This window comes from Microvirga medicaginis (assembly GCF_052658925.1).
This window is the reverse complement of sequence record NZ_JBQWEL010000075.1, coordinates 1-488: the sequence shown is the minus strand read 5'-3', so window position 1 is coordinate 488 and position 488 is coordinate 1. Positions and strand designations below refer to the sequence as shown.

At 58.8% G+C, this 488-nt stretch carries 1 protein-coding gene; it reads right to left on the bottom strand.

Annotated elements, in window-relative coordinates; all coding sequences use genetic code 11:
- Nucleotides 1-64 precede the first annotated feature (64 nt).
- On the bottom strand, nucleotides 65-488 hold a 424-nt coding region (locus ACUXUR_RS26825; protein WP_445505395.1), incomplete at its 5' end, for an IS6 family transposase.

The following is a 488-nucleotide window of genomic DNA, read 5'->3' as shown; positions in this document are numbered from 1 at the left end:
CGCGATCACCGGTTCCGTTGCAATTCCTGCCGTAGGTCAAACGACGGCCGAACGTGATCTCTGTTTAGGCAGCAGCGCTGAAGAGAGTAGCAACGAAATCACGCTGAGCCTTCATGTCGTTTGCTGGTGCGATCGCGACCTGTCTCTTGCGGATCATCGCCATAGCCTCATAGCCAGCGATTGTCTGGGAGGCAGTCTGGAAGTTTTTGAACCCCAGTCCAGGCCTGACCAGCCGCTTGATGCGCCGGTGATCCTGCTCGACGATATTGTTCAGAAATTTTACCTGCCGGAGTTTGGCAAAGCGCCAGAGCTCCCCCGCACGTTTCATGGCTTTCGTCGCGATTGGGTAAGCGGCATTCTTGTCGACCGTGATGGTCCGCGGATTGACCGTATGCGCCTGGCCCAAGGCCTTGCGGAAGAAGCGCCAGGCCGCAGCCGCATCCCGCCTGGGTGAGAGCAGAAAGTCGATCGTCTGCCCGGCCGCATCG